The organism is Aquamicrobium segne, assembly GCF_042656785.1.
Taxonomy (GTDB): domain Bacteria; phylum Pseudomonadota; class Alphaproteobacteria; order Rhizobiales; family Rhizobiaceae; genus Mesorhizobium; species Mesorhizobium segne.
In genome coordinates this window covers 22,264-42,236 of the sequence record NZ_JBHSLL010000054.1, presented here as the reverse complement: position 1 = coordinate 42,236, position 19,973 = coordinate 22,264, and the positions used below count along the sequence as shown (strand labels likewise).

The 19,973-nt window shown below is 54.5% G+C and carries 18 protein-coding genes; 7 read left to right on the top strand and 11 right to left on the bottom strand.

Annotated elements, in window-relative coordinates; translation table 11 throughout:
- Window positions 1–78: 78 nt before the first annotated feature.
- The 4 genes from ACFPLB_RS14415 to ACFPLB_RS14400 all read right to left on the bottom strand — a co-directional run bounded on the left by ACFPLB_RS14415 (window position 79) and on the right by ACFPLB_RS14400 (window position 5,471).
- Window positions 79–1,308, bottom strand: a complete 1,230-nt coding sequence (locus ACFPLB_RS14415) for a phosphopentomutase (RefSeq protein ID WP_378230845.1) — start codon at window positions 1,306–1,308, stop codon at window positions 79–81.
- 64 nt (window positions 1,309–1,372) lie between these two features.
- The gene (locus ACFPLB_RS14410; RefSeq protein ID WP_378230843.1) at window positions 1,373–2,476 is read right to left on the bottom strand and encodes an ABC transporter ATP-binding protein; all 1,104 of its coding nucleotides are present in this window, start codon (window positions 2,474–2,476) and stop codon (window positions 1,373–1,375) included.
- 303 nt (window positions 2,477–2,779) lie between these two features.
- Window positions 2,780–4,444, bottom strand: a complete 1,665-nt coding sequence (locus ACFPLB_RS14405) for an ABC transporter permease (RefSeq protein WP_378230841.1) — start codon at window positions 4,442–4,444, stop codon at window positions 2,780–2,782.
- Between the two features lie 4 nt (window positions 4,445–4,448).
- Window positions 4,449–5,471, bottom strand: coding sequence for an ABC transporter substrate-binding protein (locus ACFPLB_RS14400; protein WP_378230839.1), 1,023 nt, complete (start codon window positions 5,469–5,471; stop codon window positions 4,449–4,451).
- 380 nt (window positions 5,472–5,851) lie between these two features.
- On the opposite strand from ACFPLB_RS14400, the gene ACFPLB_RS14395 reads away from it, so the two are divergent.
- Window positions 5,852–6,784 carry a sugar-binding transcriptional regulator gene (locus ACFPLB_RS14395; RefSeq protein WP_378230837.1) on the top strand — a complete coding sequence of 311 codons (933 nt, stop codon included), beginning with the start codon at window positions 5,852–5,854 and terminating at the stop codon, window positions 6,782–6,784.
- Between the two features lie 24 nt (window positions 6,785–6,808).
- On the opposite strand, the gene ACFPLB_RS14390 is transcribed toward ACFPLB_RS14395, so the two are convergent.
- Window positions 6,809–6,931 (bottom strand): hypothetical protein, encoded by a 123-nt coding sequence (locus ACFPLB_RS14390; RefSeq protein ID WP_378230835.1) that lies wholly within the window; start codon window positions 6,929–6,931, stop codon window positions 6,809–6,811.
- A gap of 247 nt (window positions 6,932–7,178) precedes the next feature.
- On the opposite strand from ACFPLB_RS14390, the gene ACFPLB_RS14385 reads away from it, so the two are divergent.
- The gene (locus ACFPLB_RS14385; RefSeq protein WP_378230833.1) at window positions 7,179–7,574 is read left to right on the top strand and encodes a DUF6481 family protein; all 396 of its coding nucleotides are present in this window, start codon (window positions 7,179–7,181) and stop codon (window positions 7,572–7,574) included.
- Window positions 7,575–7,747: 173 nt separating this feature from the next.
- Here ACFPLB_RS14385 and sugE read toward each other — a convergent pair whose 3' ends face one another.
- The gene (gene sugE, locus ACFPLB_RS14380) at window positions 7,748–8,062 is read right to left on the bottom strand and encodes a quaternary ammonium compound efflux SMR transporter SugE (RefSeq protein WP_378230831.1); all 315 of its coding nucleotides are present in this window, start codon (window positions 8,060–8,062) and stop codon (window positions 7,748–7,750) included.
- A gap of 120 nt (window positions 8,063–8,182) precedes the next feature.
- Window positions 8,183–9,442, bottom strand: a complete 1,260-nt coding sequence (locus ACFPLB_RS14375) for a DNA recombination protein RmuC (protein WP_378230829.1) — start codon at window positions 9,440–9,442, stop codon at window positions 8,183–8,185.
- Window positions 9,443–9,544: 102 nt separating this feature from the next.
- Here ACFPLB_RS14375 and def point away from each other — a divergent pair, with 102 nt between their 5' ends.
- From def to truA, 3 genes are read left to right on the top strand one after another with little or no spacing between them, the layout of a single operon-like run.
- Window positions 9,545–10,078: a peptide deformylase gene (gene def, locus ACFPLB_RS14370; protein WP_378230827.1), complete on the top strand. Its 534-nt coding sequence runs from the start codon at window positions 9,545–9,547 to the stop codon at window positions 10,076–10,078.
- A gap of 8 nt (window positions 10,079–10,086) precedes the next feature.
- Window positions 10,087–11,034: a methionyl-tRNA formyltransferase gene (gene fmt, locus ACFPLB_RS14365; protein ID WP_378230867.1), complete on the top strand. Its 948-nt coding sequence runs from the start codon at window positions 10,087–10,089 to the stop codon at window positions 11,032–11,034.
- Window positions 11,035–11,074: 40 nt separating this feature from the next.
- Window positions 11,075–11,836 carry a tRNA pseudouridine(38-40) synthase TruA gene (gene truA, locus ACFPLB_RS14360; protein ID WP_378230825.1) on the top strand — a complete coding sequence of 254 codons (762 nt, stop codon included), beginning with the start codon at window positions 11,075–11,077 and terminating at the stop codon, window positions 11,834–11,836.
- Between the two features lie 7 nt (window positions 11,837–11,843).
- Here truA and ACFPLB_RS14355 read toward each other — a convergent pair whose 3' ends face one another.
- Window positions 11,844–12,599: a methyltransferase domain-containing protein gene (locus ACFPLB_RS14355; protein ID WP_378230823.1), complete on the bottom strand. Its 756-nt coding sequence runs from the start codon at window positions 12,597–12,599 to the stop codon at window positions 11,844–11,846.
- A gap of 222 nt (window positions 12,600–12,821) precedes the next feature.
- Between ACFPLB_RS14355 and ACFPLB_RS14350 the strand changes: the two genes are divergently transcribed.
- Window positions 12,822–14,276, top strand: a complete 1,455-nt coding sequence (locus tag ACFPLB_RS14350) for a sensor domain-containing diguanylate cyclase (RefSeq protein ID WP_378230865.1) — start codon at window positions 12,822–12,824, stop codon at window positions 14,274–14,276.
- Between the two features lie 54 nt (window positions 14,277–14,330).
- Here ACFPLB_RS14350 and ACFPLB_RS14345 read toward each other — a convergent pair whose 3' ends face one another.
- The 3 genes from ACFPLB_RS14345 to ACFPLB_RS14335 all read right to left on the bottom strand — a co-directional run bounded on the left by ACFPLB_RS14345 (window position 14,331) and on the right by ACFPLB_RS14335 (window position 19,352).
- Window positions 14,331–17,471 (bottom strand): multidrug efflux RND transporter permease subunit, encoded by a 3,141-nt coding sequence (locus ACFPLB_RS14345; protein ID WP_378230821.1) that lies wholly within the window; start codon window positions 17,469–17,471, stop codon window positions 14,331–14,333.
- An 11-nt stretch (window positions 17,472–17,482) separates the two neighbouring features.
- Window positions 17,483–18,667: an efflux RND transporter periplasmic adaptor subunit gene (locus tag ACFPLB_RS14340; RefSeq protein WP_378230820.1), complete on the bottom strand. Its 1,185-nt coding sequence runs from the start codon at window positions 18,665–18,667 to the stop codon at window positions 17,483–17,485.
- Window positions 18,668–18,740: 73 nt separating this feature from the next.
- Complete coding sequence (locus ACFPLB_RS14335; RefSeq protein WP_378230818.1) at window positions 18,741–19,352, bottom strand: TetR/AcrR family transcriptional regulator; 612 nt, start codon at window positions 19,350–19,352, stop codon at window positions 18,741–18,743.
- A gap of 261 nt (window positions 19,353–19,613) precedes the next feature.
- Here ACFPLB_RS14335 and ACFPLB_RS14330 point away from each other — a divergent pair, with 261 nt between their 5' ends.
- Window positions 19,614–19,880: a helix-turn-helix domain-containing protein gene (locus ACFPLB_RS14330; protein ID WP_378230816.1), complete on the top strand. Its 267-nt coding sequence runs from the start codon at window positions 19,614–19,616 to the stop codon at window positions 19,878–19,880.
- Window positions 19,881–19,973: the final 93 nt, after the last annotated feature.

Here is a 19,973-nt window from a genome sequence, read left to right as displayed (position 1 = left end):
CGCCGACCGGGCTAGAGCATTTTGCAGTCAGATGGAATCATCTGTTATCGCAAAAATGCTTCAGGAGCTTGCCGCGGTTCAGACTGTGATGTCGTCTAAAAAGCTTGTTCCGATTTCAGGTCTTGCAACACTAAAAACATCGGCAATTGTTGCTGCAATGTCGGAAAGACTGTCACGCATGAAAATGCCCTTTGGCTTGATGCCGGGCGACCAGGCCAGAAGCGGTGTGAATTCACGTGTATGCTTGTCATGGCCGATCGTCGGATCATTTCCATGATCGCCAGTGATGATCAGCAAATCCCTGGAACTCATCATCGACATGATGCGCCCAATGCCTTCATCGGCCAGCTTCAGGCAGTTGGCATAGCGCGCAGCGCTCTCATCATGTCCGGCAAGATCGGTTTCCTGAATATTGATGGCGATCAAGCCTGAACGTACACGCGCCATGGATTGATAGGTTGCCTCCAGAACCTGACCTGTCAGAACATGCGGCTCCTTGTGGGCGCCTTCACAGGTGATTACATCGGCGACCTTGCCCAGCAGTTCCACCTCATAGCCGGCCTTCTTGAGAATGGTGGGAACCTGCACATCCGGCCTGGTGCCTTGCGTAAGGTGGCGCACGACATAATTGCTGGTGTAAAGGCCAAGCGCCACATTGTTGACGCCGCATTGTCCTGTTGGCCGCAATTCTGTGCAGCGACGTATATCGGCGGCATGAAAACCATAGCCACCCATGGCCACGACCCGCCGCACACGCGCCACGGAACGCAGGATTTCTCCCACTTCGACAATCTTTTCATAAGCAATATCGTCAATAGAGCCGACACAGTGATAGGTCTGAAGAGGATCGCTTTCCAGATTATCACCGCAAATCATCGCATGATCGACGAATAATGCAGAAAGCCCCTCACCAGCAGCTTCGACATGATGCCCCTTCTGGATCAGTGCTTGCGCCACCTCGTCACGAACGACTTCAAAAAGCTCCTCGGGAACATCGGCAACCCGCGAGCCCATGATGACCTGATGCCCCAGATAGGTATCGGCGCCCTTGTAGCCAAGATTGAACACCCCGTGGACTGCGACAGGGGAGGGTTCGACACGGATCCCGCTGCCGGGCGCCACGGTTCCAAGGCCAAGCCTTTCCAGATTAGGCAAGCTCAAGCCGCCGCTGGCCTGCACCACATGCTTGAGCGTGTTTGAGCCGACATCATTGGGGCGCACCAGATGCACATCAGGAAGAGCGCCAATTCCCAATGCATCAAGAACAAGAACGATGACCCGATCGAAGGGGGCTTTTTGGTCTGTCATTAGGGCTGGCTTTCCGTTTTTCATACTTTGCGTTTGTCAAGCGTTGCAAATAAATCTTTCAGATTCACGCGCCCCGCTTCGTCTCGGGCAACAAATGGATGGTCTCTTCAAGAAAACCGATCCCGACATGGTCGCCTTCGCGCGCCTGCATCGTATCGCCCAGGGCAACCCGTACGGCTGTCACCAGCGTATCGCCAACCCTGATGCGATATTCGATCAGGGCCCCCAGATATTCCCGCTCTTCCACGATGCCGGCCAGCAGGCTGTGTTGCGGGTCCTGAAGGATTGTTGCTTCCGGTCTGGCAAGGGCCAGCACATTTTTGGGCATGTCGGCTGATGGCAAGGGAGTGCGTATTGTCTTGCCCATCAGTTCAACCACGGCCTTGCCGTCTTCTTCCCCGACAATCGTTGAAGAAAATGCGTTCACCTTGCCGACAAACTGCGCCACAAAAAGAGTGGCCGGACGGGCATAAATCTCTTCGGGCGGGCCGATCTGTTCGATTTTACCACTTTGCATGACGGCAATACGATCCGAAAGGCTCATCGCCTCTTCCTGATCATGGGTCACAAACAGCGCCGTGGTGCCCAGTTGCTTTTGCAGACGCCGCAGTTCCGAGCGTACCTGCACCCGCAATTTTGCGTCAAGATTGGACAATGGCTCATCAAACAGCAGAAGATCGGGATGCATCACAAGTGCCCGGGCAACCGCCACGCGCTGTTGCTGGCCTCCCGAGAGCTGTCCGGGCAGCCGTGCTCCATGCTCGGCAAGGCCCACCGAGGCCAGCGCCGCCTGCACTTCCTGCTGAATCTTCTCACGCGATTCACGCCGCAATTTCAAGGAATAAGCGACATTGTCAAAGACTGTCATATGCGGAAACAGCGCATAGTTTTGGAAAACCAGCCCAATGCGCCGATTGTGTGTTGGCAGCCTTGCTATTGAGCGGGTGTCGAGAAGGATCTCACCGGTTTCAAAATCCTCAAGGCCGGCAAGCGTGCGCAAGACTGTGGTCTTGCCGCAGCCAGAGGGCCCAAGCAGGGTCACGAATTCACCTGGCGCAAGTTCCAGATTGAAATCGGTCACCACGGGTAGACGCCGTCCGCCACCCAGGGGATAGGACTTGTCGAGATTGCGGATCGAGAGAGATTTTGCGGAAGCTGTTTGTACCATCACGTAACTCCGGGATCATTTCATCAACAGATGAAATGATCCAATCTTTTGTTTCAGCAGCATTCATATAAGAACAAGTGATTTCACGGGACTATAAAATACCTTAGAGCATGGTGATTTCTTCTTGGATCTTCATCCTGCTCTAAGTTTTTTTGTGCATGTTCTTATCCAGAAAATCTGTAATTCTTAAAGCGTGTCGCAATCTTTCAGATTTATGCGACCCGCTTTAAGCCTTTGTTTTTACGCATGTCTTTATCCCAAAACTGGTTCCCGGTTCGGGAGGCAGGCTTTAGGAAACATGCTCTAATCAGTCTCGCGCCAGTCGCGGCCAAGCAACCGCGGCACGCCATGGATAATGAGAAGAACCAACACCACGACAATGACGCTGAGCGCTGCTGCTTCTCCCATATCGCCACGGTCCATCTGGGACAGGATCGTCGGCGTCACTAAAGACCAGTGAGGGGAGACGACAAAGATCACCGCACTCAATGTTGTGACACTGCGCGTGAAGGAAAAGATCATCCCGGCAATCAGGGCCGGCCGCACGATTGGTAACAGGATCTTCCACAGGGTCTGGCCATTCGTTGCCCCCATGGTTGTCGAGGCCTCATCAAGCGAGCGGCTGATCTGGTCAAAGGCTGCCACCCCGGTGCGGATACCATAAGGCAGGCTGCGAACGACAAACGCGGCAATGATGATAAAGGCCGTTCCCGTCAGGATAAGCGGCGGTGCGTTGAACGCCAGCCCAAACGCCAGACCGATTACCGTTCCGGGAATGGCCAGCGGCAGATTTGCCACGAAATCCAGAATGGAACGCCCCGGCGCTTTGGTGCGTGCGATAATCCAGGCAATCAGCAAGCCGATGATCACTGATAGAAGCGATGCAATCACGCCCAATAGCAGGGTGTCGGTAAGCGCCCCGCGGGATTTGGTGAAGGCTGCCACAAAATGCTTGACTGTGAAGGTATAATCAACACCAAACAACTGGGTTGTGGCGGCAACCAGAATGATCCCATATTGCAGGCAGATGATGAGCGTTATCACACCGACAAAGACCAGTGCAGCCGCGCGGACGCCCTTGTGACGGGTCACCCGGTGCCGACTTGAACCCTTGGCGCCGACTGACGCAAATGACATGCGCGACGACAACATCTTATGTGCAAAGAACATGATCAGCGCCGGAATCAGCAGCATGACGGCAAGCGCTGCGCCGCCGGAAGTATCATACATGCCGATGATCATCTGATAAATCTGGGAAGACAGGACCGGATAATCGCCACCCAGCAACAGTGGGTTGCCAAGATCGGCCAGTGAATAGCTGAACATCAACAGCATGGAGGCAAGCAGGCCCGGAACCAGCAGCGGCAGGCTGACCGTGCGCAAAACCGTCCATCCATTGGCGCCCATGGTCAAGGCTGCCTCTTCCAGAGAGGCGTCAAGCCCCCTGAACAGATTGAGCATAAGCAGATAGGCGAAAGGAAAATAAGAAACCAGTTGGGCAATCACCAGGCCGGTAAAGCCGTATAGTCCGGCGGTCTGGATGCCAAACAGTTCATAAGTGATAAAGCCGCGCCGCCCATAAAGCATGATCAGGCCAAGTGCCATCAGGATTGGTGGCGAGATTGTCGGCAAAAGCGCAATGAAATGCCAGATCTTCTTTCCGGGGATCTCGACACGCGTCATGGCATAGGCATAGGCGGTTGCAAGTATGGTTCCCAGAACCGCGGCGGTTGCGCCAAGCAGAAGCGTGTTCCAGAATACGGTTCTGTTATAAGAGCTGGACACCAGCTCAATCAAAGGACCGGCAGACACCTGCCCATCCACGACAAATGCCCTGCTCAGCAAATCGAGCATCGGATAGGCGGTGAGGACCAGGACAAAGACGGCAACGCCGGGATAGACCCAATAAAGGGTCCAGTCCCGACGATCCGTTTTTTCCTCTTTACTTACAGAAGGTACGGAATTCATAGAATTAATTTCGGCCAGCCAGTATTTCGTTCTGGAAGCGTTCGACGATTTCCTTGCGTGTGTCGGGGTTTCCGGCCCAGGCAAAGTCAAAGTCGATCAGCTTGGCATTGGCATATGGCTTAACAAGATCATGGATTTTGGCCTGCGTATTGGTGGGAACATCAAAATAGCCCGACTCGGCCAGAATTTCTTGTGATTCAGCCGTTACCGCCCAGTCAAGAAACGCCTTGGCCGCCTCAGGCTCGGGCGCATCCTTGAGCATGACCGCACAGAAAAGATCATAGCCTGTTCCCTCTTCCGGCAAGGACATTTCAAGCGGGAAGCCCTTATGGATGCTGCCTAAAATATCATGCGCAAACAGAATGCCGATGCCAACCTCGCCGCGTCCCACCAGTTGGGTCGGGCCGATTCCGGAGCGGGTATACTGGGCAACATTTTCGTTAAAGCGCTTCAGATATTCCCAGCCATCCTTTTCGCCCATGATTTGCAGGACGGTTGCAATAAACAGATAGCCGGTGCCCGATGTTGCGGGGCTGCCAAGGCAGACCTGACCCTTATATTCGGGCTTGAGAAGATCTTCCCAGCTTTGCGGCGCCTTCAGCCCTGTCTCTTCCAGAAACTGCTTGTTGGAGACGAAGCCGATGAAATCTACATCGATGCCGGTCCAGTAACCTTCCGGATCCACATATTTGGACGGGATATTTTCCACTCCGGCTGGCCGGTAGGCCTCCAGCAGACCCTCGTCCTTGAGCGTCATCATTGAAGGCAGGCCGATACCATAGACGATGCTGGCCTGAGGGCGGGCCTTTTCGGCGCGCACGCGGTTGACCGCTTCACCTGCCGAAAGGCGCAAAAAGGTGGTCGATATGCCTGAGCTCTTGTCAAAATTTTCGATCAGGGCAGCGCAGGTCGGCTCGGGCGGACCCATATAGGCGGTCAGCTTGTTTGCCTGCGCCCTGGCGCCCAGAGCTGGCAGGAGTGACGTGGCAAGCACGCCTGCACCAAAAGTCCGACGCGTAAGTTTCATTGTCATTCCACCATGAACAATTGTTCTCAAAATTAAAAATTGTTCATTTTTTATAATCTGTCAAGCCATCTCCGTCTTCTCCCGTCAGGAGCAGCTGAGAATCTGCAAAAATTGAAGAAAACAGCCAGAATGCAGAAAAATTCAGAAGGTTTTCCACATTAAAGTTGGGGTGTTGAAAATTGCACCAGCAACCTGAGCGCGCTATATGACTTTAAATAATATGGCTTTAAACAGACAATGATGAATTATCTTTTTCGTTTGTTGATACAAAAATGTTCAAATTCATAAACATGTCTTCTGTTTAAAAAAATTGGGAATTCAGGATGCTGAACGCTGGCAAGACAGCCATGAAATCAAATTTCCAGCTGAGCCAGGAGGAAATGAAGATTCGCGCCGCCTGGCTCTATTTCGTAGAGGGGCTGACGCAGGAACAGGTCGCCAAACATCTTGGTATCAGCCGCGTCAAGGCTACCCGGCTGCTGGCGGCCGCGCGTGAGGATGGAACGGTACACACATCCATCAACGCCAAGGCAGAGCCGCTGATCAGGCTGCAACGTGCTTTGGAAAAGCATCTGGGCCTTTATGAAGCGGTTGTCGTTCCGGCAATGAACCAGACCCCTTCCAGCGTGGCCTCGGTCGTTGGACATGCAACGGGCAAATATATTTCACAACATATTGAAAATGGCATGTCGGTGGGGGTTGGATGGGGGGCTACGCTTCAGATCTGCATGCGCTCTTTAGTGTGGCGCGAGGTTGAAAATCTGACCACCGTATCGCTTCTGGGCGGGCTTACACATGCCACATCCCAAAATCCGTCAGCCGTTGCCTGGCGTTTTGTCGAATTTTATCGCACTGAATTTTATCAGATTACCGCACCCGCCTTTGTCGAGAATGTCGAGCTTGCATCTGCCTTATGGGCGCAAAGAGATCTCAAAATGCTGAAAGACAAGGCCGCCAATATTGATCTGGCCCTGATCAGTGTCAGTGACGTCAACAGCAAGGCCTCGATCTTTGAACGACGTCTGCTCAGCCCGGAAGATCAGGTAAGCCTGCACAAGGCCGGCGCTGTTGGCGATGTCTTGTGTCATTTTGTCGACGAGACCGGCAATGTTATCGACCATCCGATAAATGGGCGGGTCATGGCGATCAACCCCAACCAGTTGCGCAAGGTTCCGCGGGTCATTATTTCATCTGGCGGGGTGCGCAAGGCACAGGCCATTCACGCCGGCATTCTGGCTACAAACGCCAAAGTCCTGATTACCGATGAGATGGCAGCAAGGGCCTTGCTGGAAATGAAGCCGCTTGCTGCATGAATTGTGCAGCCGCAGGAAAGTTTTTCAGGCAAAATCAGCAATCATGGTCTGCGGCCTGTCCTGTAGATAAGAGGCCGGTTTGGCATAAAGCGTATTGGGCCGGGAATATCCAGAAGTTTCAGCGCGGTTTTGTAAATATGTGGCCATGGCTTGCCGTGATAATGTCAGAGGCTCTCCTTGCCACAGTGTCGGTATTCAAAACGTTGCAACAGAACCGATGTTCTGGCGACTTGGCGTACACAGGAAATGTGTTTGATTGCCGTAAATTCAGCCTGGAAAGTGTCGTAGCTGTGCAACATTGTATGAATTCATGGCTGTCATGCCTTTTTGGTGCTTGAACCCTGACATTCACGCAGTATGTAAGACACGCATACTGATCTTCAGGGAATTAAAGTTGGCTATCTACAGGGAAAAAGACATTTTTGAGCGGCGCAATGCCGCAAACAATGCAAAAAAGGCTCTTCTGGAGCGTTTCAAACAGCGGCCTGCAGAAGATGATCCGCGCGTTCTGGCCCGCAAGGCCGAGCGTGAGGCTATTCTTGCCGCCCGTGCCGAGCGTGAGGCTGAAAAAGCCCGGATTCGACAGGAAAAGCTGGCTCGTGAAGCGGCTGAACGGGCTGAGGCTGAACGTATCGCTGCTGAAGAGGCTCGTATTCGTGAGGCTGAGGAAGCTGAACGTGCTGCTCTTGAACTGGCGCTTGAAGCTGAACGCAAGGCCAAGCGCGATGCGCGCTATGCAGCACGTAAAGCGCGTAACGGCCGTATGCCTCCGGGTTTTACCGTCCGCTAGAGCATTTTGCAGCCAGATGGAATCATCTGGCGTCGCATAAATGCGGCTAAAACAAGAGATTAGAGCATTTCATTCGTTTCCATGAAAACAAGAAATGCTCTAATTATGATTATCGGAAACGAAAAGACCGGCCCCGCAAGAGGCCGGTCTTTTGTCATTTGTGGATGCTACAATCAGCTTACCAGTTTGAGACCGGCAATACCGGCAATGATAAGGGCGATGCAGCCAAGCCGCGCTGCTGTTGCCGGTTCGCCCAGCAAAATGACGCCAAGCAGGGCCGTGCCTATCGTACCGATACCGGTCCAGACGGCATAGCCGGTACCTACCGGCAGATGCTTGAGCGCAAGGCCAAGCAAAACCACACTGACCAGCATGGACAGCGCAGTCAGGATTGTTGGCGTCACTTTCGTAAAGCCATCCGTATATTTAAGACCGATCGCCCAGCCCACTTCAAACAGACCGGCGATAAATAGCAAAACCCAACTCATGAGACGCTCGCTTATATGGCGGGTCGTCCCAACCAGAAGCAATAATTTCAGTCCTTCAGTGTCACTGAAATTATGGGGCCGTCCCCACAGCAGATGAAATAAGTCTGAACGCGACCCGGATCAAGCATTATTGGCTTCTTCAGGCTCCTCGACAATTCGCAGTCGTAATTGGCCCGTTTTGGACGAGGCCGCGCGCGAAGATGGCGGGTCGTCCCTGTCTGTTGTTTTTTCCGCTGCGCCAGAAAATTCCAGCGCCTCAATTTTCTCCCCGCGCTTCATCACCTTGGTGGTGGAAATGAGAATATCGTCAACATCCTTTGCCGCCTGCCCGAAATGGCTGTGCAGCTTGCGCACCCGCTCATCCAGCCGGTTTACATCCTCCATCAGCCGGACCACCTCACCTTGAATGACGTGGGCCTGCTCGCGCATCCGTGCATCTTTCAAAATGGCCTGCACCACCTGAATGGACAGCATCAAAAGTGAAGGCGACACGATGACGATGCGGGCACGATGCGCTCGCTGCACCAGCGCCTCGAAATTCTCATGAATTTCAGCAAATATCGATTCGGAAGGCACAAACATGAAGGCCGTGTCCTGCGTCTCGCCTTGCAGCAGATATTTATCGGCAATATCGCGAATGTGAATTTCAATATCGCGCCGGAATGCCTGCGCTGCTTTCTTTTGCTCTTCAGCCGTTTCGGCAGCCCGGATGGCGTTCCATGCTTCCAGCGGAAATTTGGCGTCAATGACCAGTGAAGGCGTTGCATTGGGCATTTTGACCAGACAATCCGGCCTGCTGCCATTGGACAGGGTGGCCTGAAACTCATAAGCGCCCATCGGCAGGCCATCGGCGACAATTGCCTCCATGCGCGACTGACCAAAGGCGCCGCGGGTCTGCTTGTCGGAAAGAATGGCCTGAAGCTGCACCACCTGTCCGGCCAGCGCCTGAATGTTGTTTTGTGCGCTGTCGATCGTGGCCAGTCGCTCCTGCAATCTGGCAAGGTTTTCATGCGTGGTGCGCGTCTGCTCGGTAATGCTGTGGCCAAGCCGTCCGCTCATGGCGTCGAGCCGCTGGTTAAGTGATTGGGTCAATTGTGCCTGCCGGGAGTTGAACATTTCGGCAATTGCGCCCATGCGCCCTTGCATCTGGGCCTGACTGTGTAAAATCTCGGCCATGCGTGCTTCTGCATTGCGGGCGTTGTCGGCAGCTTCTGTGGCTGCATGCGCTCGCAATCTTGCTGCCCGCCACAGCGTTGCAATGGTGGCAGCCAGCAGCACACTGAAAGCCAGCGCCAGAAAAGCCAGTATCTGCCCCAGCGTAATTATTGAGGCCCCAAGCTGGGCAATCGGCATGGAAAAAGGGTTTTGCAGCGGGGTCATGGGCACAGCATAACAGATTTGGCTTGCGTAACCAGATCAAAACGTGAACACATATGCAGCTTGCCGGTTGACGCAAAAGCAGCAAGGCCTTACGTGACTGCCATGGCAATCAAACCACTCATCATTCTTCCCGATCCCGTGTTGCGGCAGCTTTCCAGGCCAGTCGAGCGTGTCGATGATGCGTTGCGCAATCTGGCCGATGACATGCTGGAGACGATGTATGATGCGCCCGGCATTGGTCTTGCCGCCATCCAGATCGGTCTGCCGCTGCGTCTTCTGGTGATCGACCTTGCCAGCCGTGAAGACGACGAGCCAAATCCGCAGGTTTTCATCAATCCGGAGATTGTGGAATTTGGTGATGAGCGCTCTGTCTATGAAGAAGGTTGCCTCTCGATTCCGGATTATTTCGCCGAGGTTGAGCGCCCCGCAACCGTGCGGGTAAAATATATCGACCGTGACGGCGAGACACAGGAAATGGCGGCTGAAGGGCTGATGGCTACCTGCCTCCAGCATGAGATTGACCATCTCAATGGCGTCTTGTTCATCGATCATATTTCAAAGTTGAAGCGCGATATTGTCATGCGCAAATTCCGCAAGCTGGCGCGTGAGAAATCAGCCAGCGGACCTGTTGTCTAGCCATGGGTTTGCGCGTCATTTTCATGGGCACGCCGGAATTTTCGGTGCCCACATTACGCGCCATCGCACAGGCTGGTCATGAGCTTGTTGCTGCCTATACCCAGCCACCGCGCGCCGCCGGGCGGCGCGGGCTTGAACTGACCCCTTCACCTGTGCAACGCGAGGCTGAAAGGCTGGGCATTGATGTCTATACCCCCTTATCATTGAAAAATGAGGCCGAACAGGACGTATTTTGCGGCCTCAATGCCGATATTGCCGTGGTCGTGGCCTATGGCCTGCTGCTGCCACGGATTGTTCTGAATGCGCCCCGGTTTGGCTGCCTGAATGGTCATGCTTCATTGCTGCCACGCTGGCGCGGCGCTGCGCCCATTCAACGCGCCATTATGGCAGGTGATGAAAAAACCGGGGTCATGGTCATGCGCATGGAAGAAGGGCTGGATACCGGTCCGGTGGCGCTGACCCGCATAATTTCGATCGGTGCGGATATGACCGCCGGTGAATTGCATGATGAACTGATGCCAGCCTGCGCCAGTTTGATGGTGGAGGCGCTGGCAAGGCTGGAAGCTGGCGATTCACTCACCTTCATTCCACAGTCTGAGACGGGTGTTCTTTACGCCAAAAAGATCGACAAGGCAGAAACCCGTATCGACTGGACCCTGCCTGCCGGGCAGCTGCATGATCATATACGCGGCCTGTCGCCTTTTCCCGGCGCATGGTGTGAATTTGAGGCTGGCGGCAAGCGGGAGCGCCTCAAGCTGCTGCGCTCGACCTTGATGGAAGGTTCAAAAAGCAAATCTTCACATGAACCGGGCATGATGATTGATGATGCACTCACCATTGCCTGTGGTGAAGGATATCTCCGGCTTGAAGAGGTTCAGCGCGCCGGTTCACGCGCAACGCCTGCATCGGAATTTTTGCGTGGTGCGCGGCTGATGGCAGGGGCCAGGCTCTTATGATGTTTATCCGCACCTTCCTGAAATGGCTGGCTGAAGGCTGATGCCGCGCTATCGGCTTGACCTTGAATATGACGGTGCGCCCTATGCAGGCTGGCAGAGGCAGGTTGATTTGCCAACAGTGCAGCAGGCGGTGGAAACCGCCATTTTCCGGTTCAGCGGCGAAACTGTCTCGATCAGGGGCGCTGGCCGCACCGATACCGGCGTTCATGCCCGTGCACAGGTTGCCCATGTCGATCTGGAAAAAGACTGGCCTGACGATACAGTGCGTGATGCACTGAATGCGCATCTTCAGCAGGCACGGGAACATGTGGCGGTTCTGGCTGCAACACAGGTCGATGCCAGTTTTGATGCCCGCTTTTCAGCCCTTGGCCGCCATTATCTCTATCGTATCTATAACCGTCGCAGCCCATTGGCGCTGGATAAGGGAAAATTCTGGTGGGTTCCCAGGCCGCTTGATGAAGAAGCCATGCATGAGGCAGCGCAATTGCTGCTCGGGCGGCATGATTTCACCACTTTTCGATCCACCCAATGTCAGGCCAGCAGCCCGGTGCGAACCCTGGACCGCCTTGATGTGACGCGCCTTGGCGATATTATCGAGATCCGGGCCTCGGCGCGGGCCTTTTTGCACAATCAGGTGCGCTCCATGGTCGGCTCGCTCAAGCGGGTGGGGGATGGTGCGTGGAGCAGTCATGATCTGAAGACAGCCCTTGAAGCTGCCGACCGGGCAGCCTGCGGGCAGGTGGCGCCACCCGAAGGGCTTTATCTGATCGGTGTGGATTATCCGGTTGAAAACAGACCCTGAATACAGACTATTCGTTCTCTGCCCGGCCTGACACGATCTGCCCATTCTCGAAAGTTAGTGTGATCTTGCGGGTTGGCGAAATGTCGTTTTCGGCAAACTCCATGGTCAGCCGGTTTCCGCACAGATCTGCATAGGTCAGTTCAACCTCTTGCCGGTTGAGCCAGGCCCTGGCGTCCACCTCCTGATATTTCTGTTCCAGTTCAAAGCACCAGTTTTCACCCTCTGCTGCTTCCCATTGCCAATTGCCTTCCACCTTTGCCGGAATGATCCATTTATAGATGTTTATGTTTCCGATCTTGCGGCAGTCATCAGGCGCCCAGTCCCCCATATCGAAAGCATGGGAGATAATGCGGGTGCCCGGGCGCAACTCGTTTAAAAGTCTGGGCCGCAATTGCACATTGACCGATTGCAGAAGATAAAGAGTGACAACCGTCGCCTTGCTGAAATCAGCCGTGAAAATATCATCTTCCAGAAAATCAACGAGCAGTTCGACACCGGCCCAGCCTGCAAATTCCATGGCGTCGCCAACCCGGACCGGGTCGATGTCGATGCCGATACCACGCGCATTGCGCTGTTTTGCGGCTGCAATCAGAATGCGGCCATCACCCGAACCAAGATCATAGATCAGATCGCGGGCGGTAATTTCAGCCAGATCCAGCATCACCTCCACCATATCTTCCTCGGTGGGAACGAAGGGGACCGCCAGATATTTGTCTGGATCTGAAGAATAATTGTCGATCTGGGAAAAATAGTCGGGACACATTGAATTGACCACTTTGGAAGGGGGGAGGCTTTGCCTTGATCCTAGAGCATTTCTTGTTTCTTTGGAAACGAACGAATTGCTCTAGCCGGTAGCAAGTACAGCGGATATTCAGGCAGTAATCATTATTTAGCCATGGCTTTATAGATATGGCTCGTAATGGTTGTGGCAGATTGAGATATGTCTTTGCTGCAATTTCTGGAGAAGCCGGGCCGTGAGGGGTTGATGACTATTGCTGCTGACTTTTCCGATAGCGCCAGTATTTTTGACCTGGCGCCGATTTCGTTGTGGCTGGAAGATTACAGCGGCTTGCGCAAGCAGTTTGAGGCATGGCGCGCGCAAGGCATTGTCGATCTTGAAGCCTTTCTTCTGGAAGATAGCAGCCGTCTTTTACTGTGCACCAGTCAGATCCGCCTTTTGAAGGTGAATCAAAAGACGCTTTCACTTTATGAGGCGCGCGATATCGAGCATTTGCGCAATGAACTGCAATCCGTTTTTCGCGACGATATGCTGGAGCCACATATTGGTGAACTGGTGCAGCTTTGGAACGGGTCTGATAATTTCCACAGCGATACGGTCAATTATACACTGACCGGTCGGCGCATCGATATTCAGCTCAAGGGCAGGATATTGCCCGGTCATGAGGAAAGCTGGGACCGGGTCCTGCTTTCCATCGAAGATGTCACCCCGCGTGAAAATGCACGGCGTGAACTGGATCGCCACAAGCTCTATGCCGAAGGTCTGTTTGAACATTCGCCTGTTTCTTTATGGGTTGAAGATTTCAGCCGCATCAAGCAGTTGATGGACACGATACGCCAGCGCGGGATTGTTGATTTTCGCGTCTTCACCGATGTGCACCCGGAATTTGTTTTGCAATGCATGAGTGAAATCCGGGTTCTGGACATCAATGTGGAAACGCTGGAGCTTTTTCTGGCCCCCGACAAGAAAACCCTGTTGCAAAGCCAGCCTGAGATCTTCAAGGGCGAGATGGAGGTTTTTTTCCGCGAGCAGCTTATCGATCTGTGGAATGGCGTTCTTTTCCAGCGCCGTGAAGTGGTGAATTATGCGCTGGATGGCTCCGAGCGCCATGTGCTGATGCAGTTTTCTGTTCTGCCGGGATATGAAGAAGACTGGTCGCTGGTTCAGGTGGCGCTTACCGATATTACGGCCCGCAAGAAGGCGGAGGCCTATCTGGAATATCTGGGCAAGCATGATGTGCTGACCAAGCTCTATAACCGCGCTCATTTTGTCGATGAACTCAACCGCATAGAGCGCACAGCACAAACGCCGGTCTCGATCTTTATCATTGATCTCAACGGTCTCAAGGCCACCAATGACCAATGGGGCCATGCGGCGGGTGACGGCTTGTTGCGGCGGGTCGGGGAGGTGCTCAATGAGGCGGTCAAGAAGCCGGGCCATGCCGCGCGCATCGGCGGTGATGAATTTGCCGTGACTTTACCCTATATGGACCAGCGCGGAGCTGAAACCATGGCGGAGGAAATTTTCCGGCTGGTGGAAATCAACAACCAGTATTATTCAAATATCAAGCTTGATCTTTCAATCGGGGTTGCCACCAGTGCGCCGGGTGAGCCGCTGGAAGCGGTTGTCAAACGGGCCGATATGCTGATGTATGAAGACAAGCGCAAACATTATCTGGCGGCAAGCGAGACGCAGAATTAAAACCTGTCTCTCGAAACTGGTTTCCGGTTCGAGAGACAGGCCTTAATACATATTTTATTGTGCTTTCTCAGCCTCCGGTTCTGCCGGGAGTGTCTGTGGCCGTTCATCGGTGTTTTTAAGCATGCGCATGATGAAGGTGAAGAAAACCGGCACAAAAAACACGGCAAGAACCGTAGCCGAGATCATGCCGCCCAGCACACCGGTACCGATGGCGTTCTGACTGGCGGCGCTGGCCCCTGTGGCAACAGCCAGCGGGGTAACGCCCAGCGTGAAAGCCAGCGAGGTCATGAGAATGGGCCGGAAGCGTAGTCTGGCTGCCTCAATGGCTGCCTCCATATAGCCCATGCCCTCAGCACGAAGATCCTTGGCGAACTCGACGATCAGAATGGCATTCTTGGCCGAAAGGCCGATAATGGTGATCAGGCCGACCTTGAAATACACGTCATTGGGCATGTCGCGCAGCATTACGGCCAGCACCGATCCGATAATGCCGAGCGGCACAACCAGCATGACAGACAGCGGGATCGACCAGCTTTCATAAAGCGCAGCCAGCAGCAGGAAGATGAAGACAATCGTCAGGCCGACAAGGAAAGGCGCTTGTGAGCCGGACTGGATTTCCTGCAAGGACTGTCCCGACCATTCATAACCAAAACCTGGCGGCAACTCGCTGACCAGACGCTGCATTTCGTCAATTGCCGCACCAGATGAATAGCCTGGTGCAGCGTTGCCCGAAATACGCACTGCCGGGTAGCCATTATAGCCCACCACCTGAGCCGGACCCTTGGTCCAGCTTACGGTGGCAAAGGAGCGCAGCGGAACCATGCCGCCCGAAGCATTGGGCACATTCAGGTTCAATATGCCATCGGCGCTCATGCGCTGATCCTGCTGGGCCTGAATGGTCACGCGCTGCATCCGCCCCGCATTGGGATAGTCATTGACATAGGACGAGCCCAGATTGGCCGAGATGGTTGAATTGATCGTTGAAAAAGCAACGCCGAATGTGTTGGCCTTTTCGCGATCAATGTCGATCACCACCTGTGCCGCATCGGGCATGCCTTCAATGCGCAGCCCTGTGAGAATGGGACTGTCGCTTGCTGCGGCCATCAACTGGCCGGTTGCGGCTGCAAGTGCTGCCTGGCCTAGACCTGAACGGTCCTGCAGGCGAAAAGAAAAGCCGCCCGAAGTACCCAGCCCCTGAATCGGCGGCGGTGAAAGGGCAAAAGCCATGGCATCCTTGATCTGGAACAGTGCGCCATTTGCCCGCTGGGCAATGGCGGAAGCTGAATTGCTGGCGTCGCGCTCGCTCCAGTCTTTCAAGGTGATGAAGGCAAGACCGGCATTGTCGCCAAAACCGGAGAAGGAAAAGCCGTTGATCAGAACACGCTCCTGCACCGCTTCCTCGCCCGTAAAAATGGCGTCCACTTCATCGGAAACACTAAGGGCACGGTTGGCGCTGGCCTCGGCGGGAGCCTGCATGTCGACGATCAGAAAGCCCTGATCCTCATTGGGCAGGAAGGAGGATGGCAATTGCAGGAATAGATAGCCAAGCGCGCCAACCAGTACGACATAGATCAGCATGAAACGGCCGGCCCGGCGTACCATGCCACCAACCCAGCCGGTATAGCCATTGGTCAGCGCCTCGAAACGCCGGTTGAACCAGCCAAAGAAACCACGCTTTGGTTCATGCCCCTTCTTCATCGGCTTCAGGAAGGTTGCACACAGGGCCGGGGTCAGCGACAGGGCAAGGAAGCCGGAAAACAGGATCGAAACCACCATGGTCAGGCTGAATTGCTGGTAGATGACACCAACGGCGCCGGGGAAGAAGGCCATGGGAATGAACACCGCCGTCAACACCAGCGTAATGCCGATAATGGCGCTGTAGATCTGGCTCATGGCCTTGCGTGTCGCCTCCTTGGGCGGCAAGCCTTCCTCGGCCATGATGCGCTCAACATTTTCCACCACGACGATGGCGTCATCGACAAGAATGCCGATGGCCAGCACCATGGCGAACATGGTCAGCACATTGATGGAAAAACCGGCCACATACATGACCCCCAGCGTTCCCAGCAAAGCGACAGGCACCACCAATGTGGGAATGATGGTGTAACGGAAATTCTGCAAGAACAGATACATCACCAGAAAGACAAGAAATACCGCTTCGGCCAGAGTTACGAGCACTTTCTGGATCGACACGGCCACAAAAGGCGAGGTGTCGTAAGGCACCAGATATTCCAGCCCTTCAGGGAAATAATTCTCCAGTTCCGCCATCTTGGCGCGCACGGCGGCGGCTGTTTCCATGGCGTTGCCGGTGGGGGAAAGCTGTACGGCGAGTGCCGCTGCCGGGCGGCCATTGATCTGGGTCGAGAAATTATAAGTCTCTGCACCGACTTCGATCTGGGCAACATCGCGCAGGCGCACTGACGATCCATCCGGATTGGCGCGCAAGACGATGGCGCCAAATTCCTCAGGCGTCGTCAACTGACCCTTGACCAGAACCGTTGCGGCAATCTGCTGATTGATCGGATTGGGCCGTGCGCCGATACGACCGGCGGCAACCTGCGCATTCTGCTGGGTGATGGCCGTGGAAATATCAGCAGATGACAGGTTGAGACCGACCATCTTGTCTGGATCAATCCAGATGCGCATGGCCCGCTGACTGGCAAAAACCTGTGCCCGGCCAACACCCTCCAGACGCTGGATTTCACCAAGCACGTTGCGGCTGAGATAGTCGCCCAGCCCCACCACATCGGTTGAGCCATCCTTTGACAGCAGCGCCACCATCATCAGAAAGCCCGAACCCGCCTCCTGCACGTGAACGCCTTGCTGAACGACGATGCGCGGCAGCCGAGATTCCACGCGGCGCACCGCATTTTGCACATCAATCGAGGCCTGCCCCGTATCGGTGCCCGGTTCAAATGTGATGGTGATCTGCACCATGCCGGAAGCGTCGGACGTCGATTCAAAATAAATCGCGCCGTCGATGCTGTTTAATTCCTGCTCGATTGGCGAGGTGACACTTTGATAAATGTCTTCAGGCGCAGCCCCCGGATAGGTTGCATAAAGCGAGATCTGTGGTGGCGCCACATTCGGATATTGCGAAACCGGCAGCAGCGGAATGGCCAGCACCCCGGCAATCATGATGAAGATAGCCACAACCCATGCAAAAATGGGGCGGCTGATAAAGAATTGTGCCATGGTTTCAGATCCTATTCGTCCGGCGTTTCGGCGCTGGTGGCGCCGGTTTGTGGCTGGAACGGTTCTGGCTGGACGGTTGCACCGGGTGCTGTTTTCTGGAAGCCTTCAGCAACGACGCGATCACCAGCGGCAAGGCCCGAATGGATGACATAATGTTCGCCTACCGGGCGTCCGACAGTGACCTGACGCTGTTCGACGATGTTTTCCGCGTTGACGACAAGCACGCTGGACTGGCCGCCTGCGTCACGCTGAACGGCCTGTTGGGGAACAGAAATGGCGGCAGTTTCAATACCCTGTTCGATCTGGACGCGCACATACATGCCCGGCAAAAGATCATCGGATGGATTGGGGAACTCACCGCGCAAGGTCACCTGTCCGGTGGTTGCATCAACTGCGGCTTCAGAAAACAGCAAGCGTCCGGAGTGGCTGTAGCGGGAGCCGTCATCAAACAGAAGCTGGACTTGCGCCTCATTTTCACCGGTCATCAGCGCGCCTTCTTCAAGCGCCTTGCGCAACCGGATCAGATCGGCCGCCGGTTGAGTGAAGTCGGCATAGATCGGGTCAAGTTGCTGGATCGTGGCCAGATTTTCAAGGCTGTTGGAACTGACCAGCGCCCCTTCCGTGATGAGTGCACGACCGATGCGGCCACTGATGGGGGCGGTCACATCAGAATATTGCAGATTGAGTTCAGCTTCCTTCAACCCGGCTTCGGCAGCAGCCACATCGGCGTCAGCCTGCGCCAGCAGGGCAATGGCATTATCGAGATTTTGGGCGCTTGATACGTTTTGCTGGCGCAAGCGCTCCTGACGCTCGGTGGTCTGGCGGGCCTGTAGCTGCACGGCCTGTGCACGTGCCAGAGTGGCCTTGGCGCTGTCGACCCTGACCTGAAAGGGTGCAGGATCAATCTTGTAGAGCACATCACCTTGCTCAACCTGTGAGCCTTGTTCAAACACACGTTCAATGACAATGCCCGAGACACGCGGGCGCACTTCCGCCAGACGGGTGGGGGCAATGCGCCCCGGCAATTCATTGACGATTGGGATCGGCTGGGGCTGAACCTCAATGACAGCGATTCGCGCCGGTGGCATGGCAGGTGCGCCAGCGGCTGAATCTTGCGACTGATCATTACAGCCGGCAAGTAAGGCTGCGCTCAGCACGAATACGGATGCGGGGCGAAAGAAACCATTTATATTCATCAGGAAATTCCGGGCCTTTTGAGTCAGGCGTCTTTGGGGGGATCTGATTTTCAGGTGAAGGCTAAAAAATATGTCAGGCAGGCCTGGCCTGCCGGGCGTGTGGCGATGATTGTTGAGCAGAAGAAGCGCAAGGCTTGTTTTTGCTGTCGAGGAAGGCTTCGACCAGATTGGCCATTCTGTCGCGCTCATCGGGTCGCCAGGAAATAATCCCCAGGACTTCAAGCAGGCTCATGCCTTCCAGCATCAGGAAGGCCATCAAGGTGATGTCCTTATTTTCAGATTTGGCGAGAATGCGATCAAATTGCTCGCGAAAGCCACTTTGAAGGGTTTTGTGCAGCGTAGCATCCTGTGCCATTGCCAGGCAGAGCTGAAATGCAACAGCGCTTTTATCGCTGTCGGAAAATTTGCGAAACATGGTCAGGCGTGCGCGCAATCTGGCGTCGGGCTTTTTCGTGTCGGCGCCGACGGTTTCGTTGATTTCCTCTTCCCAGTTGCGCATCCAGCGATCAACGACGGCCTGAATCAGCGCCTGCTTGGTTTTGTAATCGTAAATGACGCTGGCTTTGCTGATGCCAGCCTCGTGGGCGACGGCGTCAAGCGTCAGATGGGCTGCGCCATCACGCAGCACAACCGCTTCGGCTGCGTTGAGAATCGTGCCCTGATCAATGGTCCGGGGACGTGCCATACTGCCCTCTTTAGTTTATAACCGTACGGTTGTTAATGAACCTCTCCAGACCTGTCAACCGGATTTCAACACTGCCAGCACCGCGTTTTGGCAAGGTTCTTGATCGACTTGTTTCAATTCACCATATTGCGCCTGTGCCTCCTATGATTTAAACGAGGCCCCAATAGTGATGCCGCCTGCTCTGGGCTTTTTCGCATCCTGTTTCATATCGGCCTTCGCTGCCCGAGTTTGGAAAGTCGATTTTCTGTATTGGAGACAAGAATGGCCACCGTAGCTTCACATGTATTGCCCAAAGCAGTGCTGGCCAGCACTGAAAATGGAGTTTCGGTGATCCGTGCCTATAGAGAATATCTGGGCTATTCGATTGAAGATGCTGCAATTACCAGCGGCTTGACGGCCAGGGAAATCGAACAGATGGAAGCCGGGTTGCGCTTTGACAAGGGCTATCGTGAGCGGTTGGCCCGCGCCTTCGGTCTTTCCGATAATGCATTTGACGAAGCCTCCGGCATTTCTGATGCCGCGGCCTGAATCTGGAATGGTTGGGGAATAATTGCGTCAATCAGCCCTTGCGATGCGATGGCAGATTCAACCATAATAGGTGAAATCAGCTACTATCGTTTC

Coding starts and splice junctions, on each gene's coding strand:
- ACFPLB_RS14400 (WP_378230839.1), bottom strand. CDS start 5,471: ATGAAACTTACGCGTCGGACTTTTGGTGCAGGCGTGCTTGCCACGTCA.
- ACFPLB_RS14350 (WP_378230865.1), top strand. CDS start 12,822: ATGACTATTGCTGCTGACTTTTCCGATAGCGCCAGTATTTTTGACCTG.
- ACFPLB_RS14345 (WP_378230821.1), bottom strand. CDS start 17,471: ATGGCACAATTCTTTATCAGCCGCCCCATTTTTGCATGGGTTGTGGCT.
- ACFPLB_RS14355 (WP_378230823.1), bottom strand. CDS start 12,599: ATGTGTCCCGACTATTTTTCCCAGATCGACAATTATTCTTCAGATCCA.
- ACFPLB_RS14415 (WP_378230845.1), bottom strand. CDS start 1,308: ATGACAGACCAAAAAGCCCCCTTCGATCGGGTCATCGTTCTTGTTCTT.
- ACFPLB_RS14340 (WP_378230820.1), bottom strand. CDS start 18,667: ATGAATATAAATGGTTTCTTTCGCCCCGCATCCGTATTCGTGCTGAGC.
- def (WP_378230827.1), top strand. CDS start 9,545: ATGGCAATCAAACCACTCATCATTCTTCCCGATCCCGTGTTGCGGCAG.
- ACFPLB_RS14390 (WP_378230835.1), bottom strand. CDS start 6,931: ATGGCCACATATTTACAAAACCGCGCTGAAACTTCTGGATATTCCCGG.
- ACFPLB_RS14405 (WP_378230841.1), bottom strand. CDS start 4,444: ATGAATTCCGTACCTTCTGTAAGTAAAGAGGAAAAAACGGATCGTCGG.
- sugE (WP_378230831.1), bottom strand. CDS start 8,062: ATGAGTTGGGTTTTGCTATTTATCGCCGGTCTGTTTGAAGTGGGCTGG.
- ACFPLB_RS14410 (WP_378230843.1), bottom strand. CDS start 2,476: ATGGTACAAACAGCTTCCGCAAAATCTCTCTCGATCCGCAATCTCGAC.
- truA (WP_378230825.1), top strand. CDS start 11,075: ATGCCGCGCTATCGGCTTGACCTTGAATATGACGGTGCGCCCTATGCA.
- ACFPLB_RS14330 (WP_378230816.1), top strand. CDS start 19,614: ATGGCCACCGTAGCTTCACATGTATTGCCCAAAGCAGTGCTGGCCAGC.
- ACFPLB_RS14375 (WP_378230829.1), bottom strand. CDS start 9,442: ATGACCCCGCTGCAAAACCCTTTTTCCATGCCGATTGCCCAGCTTGGG.
- ACFPLB_RS14395 (WP_378230837.1), top strand. CDS start 5,852: ATGAAGATTCGCGCCGCCTGGCTCTATTTCGTAGAGGGGCTGACGCAG.
- ACFPLB_RS14335 (WP_378230818.1), bottom strand. CDS start 19,352: ATGGCACGTCCCCGGACCATTGATCAGGGCACGATTCTCAACGCAGCC.